This is a genomic window from Streptomyces toxytricini (genome assembly GCF_014649915.1).
GTDB classification, from domain to species: Bacteria; Actinomycetota; Actinomycetes; order Streptomycetales; family Streptomycetaceae; genus Streptomyces; species Streptomyces toxytricini.
Genome location: NZ_BMTY01000034.1, coordinates 55,758 through 61,757, shown reverse-complemented (window position 1 = coordinate 61,757; position 6,000 = coordinate 55,758). Strand labels below are relative to the sequence as shown.

General features: G+C 74.9%; 3 protein-coding genes. All 3 read right to left on the bottom strand.

Annotated elements, in window-relative coordinates:
• Nucleotides 1-655: 655 nt before the first annotated feature.
• The 3 genes from IE170_RS31085 to IE170_RS31075 all read right to left on the bottom strand — a co-directional run bounded on the left by IE170_RS31085 (nucleotide 656) and on the right by IE170_RS31075 (nucleotide 5,641).
• Nucleotides 656-2,275, bottom strand: coding sequence for a PucR family transcriptional regulator (locus IE170_RS31085; protein WP_189812814.1), 1,620 nt, complete (start codon nucleotides 2,273-2,275; stop codon nucleotides 656-658).
• 71 nt (nucleotides 2,276-2,346) lie between these two features.
• Nucleotides 2,347-3,729 (bottom strand): FAD-binding oxidoreductase, encoded by a 1,383-nt coding sequence (locus tag IE170_RS31080; protein ID WP_189812813.1) that lies wholly within the window; start codon nucleotides 3,727-3,729, stop codon nucleotides 2,347-2,349.
• 106 nt (nucleotides 3,730-3,835) lie between these two features.
• Nucleotides 3,836-5,641: a glycoside hydrolase family 15 protein gene (locus IE170_RS31075; RefSeq protein ID WP_189812812.1), complete on the bottom strand. Its 1,806-nt coding sequence runs from the start codon at nucleotides 5,639-5,641 to the stop codon at nucleotides 3,836-3,838.
• Between the last annotated feature and the right edge of the window lie 359 nt (nucleotides 5,642-6,000).

Below are 6,000 nucleotides of genomic sequence, written 5' to 3'. Positions count from 1 at the left end.
CGGTGTGGCCGGGTGGCGGGTAGCGGGTGGTTTCGGGGCTCTGCCCCGGGCCCCGCGCCTCAGTCGCCGGCGGGGCTCGATTGGGTCCCGTGCGTCCCAAACGCCGGCGGGGCTCGATTGGGCCCGTACGCCTCAATCGCCGGCGGGGCTCGATTGGGTCCCGTGCGCCCTGAAAGCGGCAGGGGTGAAATGGGGCGGCGTCAACTGGCCGGCGTCCTGGGCGGGTAGGGCTGCACATGGCGACGGCGGGTCGGGAAATCAAGCCCGCGCGGCGTTTGAGCGCGACGGGCGCGGAGCGCCCGGATTCGGTGGGGCGGAGCCCGGCGGGGCCGGGGCCGCAGGTCCCGGTTTCGGGAAGGGGCGGGGTGGGGGCATGCCCCGCGCAGCGGAGGCCCGCTGCCGCTGCTGCTGCTGCCGCTGCCGCTGCCGCTGCGCGGAGCGGGTGCTCAGCCGGTACCTGGCCGCGGTGACACGGGCATGGTGGGCGGCTGCGCCGCCCCGGGGCCGCGTCGTGTGGCGGGCCCGGGGCCCGGGGGCCGGGTGACGGCGTCGTGTGGCGGGCCCGGGGCCCGGGGGCCGGGTGACGGCGTCGTGTGGCGGGCCCGGGGGCCGGGGGCCGGGTGACGGGGTCGTACGGCCGGGCCCGGCGGCCGGGTCACGGGGTCGTGTGGCGGCGGGCTCTCAGGGCCAGGCTCAGGGACAGCACCGTTTCCGGGTCGTCCAGGTCGGTGCCCAGGAGGTCCGCGATGCGGGCCAGGCGGTTGTAGAGGGTCTGGCGGTTCAGGTGCAGCTCCCGCGCCGTTTCCGCCTTGCGGCCCGCGTGGGCCAGGTACGTCTCCAGCGTCGGCAGCAGCGCCGGCCGCGACACCGCGTCGTGGGCGCGCAGCGCCCCGATCGCCCGTTCCACGAACGCCGCCAGGTCGGGATGCTCTCGGAGCCGCCACAGCAGCAGGTCGATGTCGAGCCGGCGGGCGTCGTACCAGGGCCGGGCCGGCAGGCCGTGCGCGGCGGTGGCGGTTTCCGCCGCGTGCCGCAGCCCGGCCGAGGCGGCCGCCCAGCCGCCGGCGACGCCGACGACGACGGCCGCGGGCGCCCCGGCCCGCTCCAGCCCGGCCCGTTCCAGCCCGGCGCGCAGCGCGGCCGCGACCCGGTCGGCGACGGCCGTCCGCTCGGACTCGGCCCGCAGCGACACCAGCAGCGGCACCCTGCCCTCGACGGGCCGCACCCCGAGCAGCACCGGCACGCCGACCGCCGACAGCTCCTCCAGGACGGCCCGGGCCAGCACGGCCCAGTTACCGGACGGCCCGAGGTCGGCCGACAGCCGCATCACCACCGGCAGCAGCGGCCCCTCCCCGGGCCGGAACCCCAGCACCCGCGCCTGCGCGGGGGCGTCCTCGGCGGAGATGCGGCCCTCCGCGAGGTCGGTCAGGAAGTCGCCGCGGCCGCGCGCCGCGAGCTCCTCCTCCTGCCGGGCCTGCATCATGACCACCGCCAGGACGCCCGCGGTCCGCTCCGCGGCCATGTGGTGCACCGGCAGCAGCGGCGCTGACACCCCGAGCAGGACGAGCCGCGCCCGGACGGAGCCGGTGCCGGGCCCGCCGCCGGGCACGTCGACGACGACGGCGTGGCCCGACGGCTCGGCGGCCCGCTGGCCGCGCAGCCCCTCCCACACCTGGAGCGGGTCGGCGGCGGCTTCGCCCGCCACGGGGCCGGCCCCGTACAGCAGTTGCCCGTCGGGGGTCTCCAGGAACACCGGGTTCGCCGTGAAGTCGGCGAGGATGCGCAGCACTTGCGGGATGCCGCCGCCGCCGAGGAGGGCCTGCGTGCAGCGCCCGTGCACCTCCTCGGCCCGCTGGAGGAGCGCGTAGTGCCCGTTGACGATCTCGGTGTGGACCTCCTCCGTGACCGCCACGAACGGCACTTCGCGGTGCAGCTGCACCAGCGGCAGTCCGGCCGCCCGCGCCGTGTCGACGATGGTCGCGGGCAGCCGGGTGAAGCGCGGCCCCAGTTCGACGACGAGGGCGGCGATGCCGCGCTCGGCGAGGCGGCGTACGAACGCCCGCTGCTCGGCGGGCCGCGTGCCGAGGCCCAGCCCGGTCGTCAGGAGCAGCTCCCCGCCCTTGAGGAGCGACGCGATGTTGGGGACCTCGCCGGCGTGCACCCAGCGCACGGTGCGGCCCAGGCGGTCGGCGCACGCCACCACCTCCGGCAGTCCGCTGCGCAGTCCGGGGAGCTCGAGGGCCCGCTGAACGGTGATCCCGCCCTGGTTGTCCATGCCGCGGGACGCTACCGGGCGCCCGGCACCGTTCCAAGGCGGGTCGGAGTCCGCGGCCACGGTCCCGTTCGCTAGAGCGGGGTGATGTTGTGGTTGAAGCGGAACACGTTGTCCGGGTCGTACTGCCGTTTCAGGGTGCGCAGCCGGTGCAGGTTCTCCGCGCCGACGCCGGCGACGATCCGCTCGGGCCCCTCGTCGCCGGTGAAGTTCAGGTACACGGCGCCGGTGCTCCACGGGCGGGCGTCGGCGCGGACGCCCCGCACCCACGCCATGGCCCTCTCGTCGTCGGCGGGGTCCTCCCACACGCCGAAGGGGTGCACGACCCACGGGGCGTCCCGGTAGGGCACCGGCCACTGCCGGGGGCCGGCGGCGATCGCGCCGCCCTGCGGGAACAGCACGTGCTGGCAGTTGGACGGGACGGGCATGGACTCGGCGCGGGAGCAGAACACCTCCAGCATGTCGTCGGGGGCGCCCGTCAGGTATTCGGCTGACCAGTAGTTCCGCAGGCCGGGCGGGTCGTCGAGCATGCACGCGAAGTCCGCGTACGGCAGCTCGGCGACGAGTTCGGCCTCGTGCGGGACGGCCAGGAGCGGCGCGGCCGCCTTGCGGACGCCCTCCTCCGGGCCGGTGAACGTGAGGATCGCGCAGGCGAGGAGCGCGCCGTGCAGGGGCGCCGGGACGAAGTCCTCGGGCGGGCCGGTCAGGTAGATGAACCCGCCGCCGAGGTCGTCGGGCCCCTCCTCCACGAGGTCCCGGTAGGCGCGGGCCAGGGCGGGCCCGTGCTCGGGCAGCGCCATCACCAGCGCGAAGGAGAAGGCGGGGAGGTCGTGCAGGCGCAGGGTGAGCGAGGTGGCGATGCCGAAGTTCCCGCCGCCGCCGTGGAGCGCCCAGAACAGCTCGGGGTTCTCCTCCGCCGTCGCCTCCACGACGCTGCCGTCGGCGGTGACGAGTTCCGCGCCGAGGAGGTTGTCGACGGCCAGGCCGAACTTGCGGTCGGTCCAGCCGCTGCCGCCGCCGAGCACGTAGCCGCCGACGCCGGTGGTGGAGACCCGCCCTCCGGTCGTGGCGAGCCCGTACGGCTCGCAGGCCCGGTCGAGGTCGCCCATGACGGCGCCGCCGGCGACGCGGACGGCCCTGGCCGCCGGGTGGACCGCCACGTCGTTCATCAGGCGCAGGTCGATCACCAGGCCGCCGTCGTTCAGGGACATGCCCGCGACGCTGTGGCCGCCGCCGCGCACGGCGACGGGCAGGTCGAGGTCGCGGGCGAAGCGGACGGCGGTGACGACGTCCTCGACGCTCTCGCAGCGGGCGATCACGGCGGGCCGCCGGTCGATCATCGCGTTGAAGATGCGCCGGGCGTCGTCGTAACCCGGGTCGCCGGGGGCGAAGACCTCGCCGGCCAGGTCCTCGCGGAGCGCGGCGAGCGCGTTGCCCGCCTTGGAGAGGGGAGCCATCGCCACCCCTCCTTCCCGAGCGGTCGGTCGAGGGACCCCTCCAGGGTAGGCGGGCCCCTCCCGGGCGGCGCGCCGGAACCGGCCCGCCGCCCCCGGTCGGCCCGCGTCAGCCCCCGTACGCGCCGCTCGCGGTCAGCCGCAGCGCGGTGTCGATCAGCGGGACGTGGCTGAACGCCTGCGGGAAGTTGCCGACCTGCCGCTGGAGGCGCGGGTCCCACTCCTCCGCGAGCAGGCCCAGGTCGTTGCGCAGGGCGAGCAGCTTCTCGAAGAGGTGCCGGGCCTCGTCCACCCGGCCGATCATCGCGAGGTCGTCGGCCATCCAGAACGAGCACGCCAGGAAGGCGCCCTCGTCGCCCTCCAGCCCGTCCACGCCCGCCTCGTCGCCGGCGGTCGGGTAGCGCAGGATGAACCCGTCGGGCGTGGACAGCTCGCGCTGGATCGCCTCGATGGTGCCGATGACCCGCTTGTCGTCCGGCGGGAGGAAGCCCATCTGCGGGATCAGCAGCAGCGAGGCGTCCAGCTCCTTGGACCCGTAGGACTGCGTGAAGGTGTTGCGCTCCTTGTCGTAGCCCTTCTCGCAGACGTCCTGGTGGATCTCGTCGCGCAGCTCCCGCCACCGCTCCAGCGGGCCGTCCGCGTCGCCGCTTTCGATGAGCTTGATCGTCCGGTCCACCGCCACCCAGGCCATCACCTTGGAGTGCACGAAGTGCCGTCGCGGGCCGCGGACCTCCCAGATGCCCTCGTCGGGCTGGTCCCAGTGCTGCTCCAGGTACTTGATCAGCTTCAGCTGGAGCACCGAGGCGTAGTCGTTGCGGGCCAGGCCCGTCATGTGGCCGAGGTGCAGGGCCTCGGTGACCTCGCCGTAGACGTCCAGCTGGAGCTGGTGCGCGGCGCCGTTGCCGACGCGGACCGGGCGGGAGCCCTCGTAGCCGGGCAGCCAGTCCAGCTCGGTCTCGCCGAGCTCGCGCTCGCCCGCGATCCCGTACATGATCTGCAGGTTCTCCGGGTCGCCGGCGACGGCCCGCAGCAGCCACTCGCGCCATGCCTGGGCCTCCTCGCGGTAGCCGGTGCGCAGCAGCGAGGAGAGGGTGATGGCGGCGTCGCGCAGCCAGGTGTAGCGGTAGTCCCAGTTCCGCACGCCGCCGATCTCCTCCGGCAGGGAGGTGGTCGGGGCGGCGACGATCCCGCCGGTCGGCCCGTACGTCAGCGCCTTGAGCGTGATCAGGGAGCGGATGACGGCCTCCCGGTAGGGGCCGTGGTACGTGCAGTGGTCGACCCACTCGCGCCAGAACGCGGTGGTCGCGGCCAGCGCCGCCGACGCGTCGGGGACCTCGGGCGCGGCGCGGTGCGAGGGCGCCCAGCTGATGCAGAAGGCCACCCGGTCGCCGGGGCCGACGGTGAAGTCGGAGTACGTCGTCAGGTCCCTGCCGTAGGTCTGCGCCTCGGTGTCCAGCCAGACCGAGTCGGGGCCGGCGACGGCCACGGTGCGCTGGTCCACCTTGTGGACCCAGGGCACGACCCGCCCGTAGCTGAACCGCATGCGCAGCGAGGACCGCATCGGCACCCGCCCGCTGACGCCTTCCACGATGCGGACCAGCTGGGGGGCGTGGTCCTCGCGCGGCGGCATGAAGTCGATCACCCTGACGGTGCCGCGCGGGGTGTCCCACTCGGACTCCAGGACCAGCGAGTCGCCCTGGTAGCGGCGGCGGTCGGCGTACGGGGCCGCGGCTCCGGCCTGGCCGGCCGGGCCGATCCGCCAGAATCCGTGGTCCTCCGTTCCGAGAAGGCTCGCGAAGACGGCGTGGGAGTCGAAGCGGGGAAGGCACAGCCAGTCCACCGATCCGTCCCGGCAGACCAGTGCGGCGGTCTGCGTGTCTCCGATCAGTGCGTAATCCTCGATGCGCCCGGACACGATGCTTCTCCAGTCGAAACGGCCACGTCGCCCCGAAGGGCGCTTGCATTGCGCGGTTGCGCGGTGTCTTCCGTGTGTGGATCCCCGCACTGAGCTCATGATTCCGGATGCGGCCGGGTTACGCCGTCTGCCGGACTGCTCGGCGGCGATGTGGAGCGATATCCGAGCAGGATATGACGGCACCCTAGTGATCCCCTGAAGTCTCGGGGGAATGCCGCTCGGCCGAACGGGTGACCGGGGCGGATGCCGCCCGACCGGCCCAGCGGGCGGCCGGTCGCGCAGCGTGGGGCGCCCGTGGCGGGGCGTGCCCGGAGGCGGAGCGCGCCGGGCGCTGATAGGCTGGTACCCCGTGGACCGGT

Excerpts from the sequence above, each read along its gene's own strand:
- IE170_RS31085 (WP_189812814.1), bottom strand. The coding sequence starts at position 2,275 with ATGGACAACCAGGGCGGGATCACCGTTCAGCGGGCCCTCGAGCTCCCC.
- IE170_RS31080 (WP_189812813.1), bottom strand. The coding sequence starts at position 3,729 with ATGGCTCCCCTCTCCAAGGCGGGCAACGCGCTCGCCGCGCTCCGCGAG.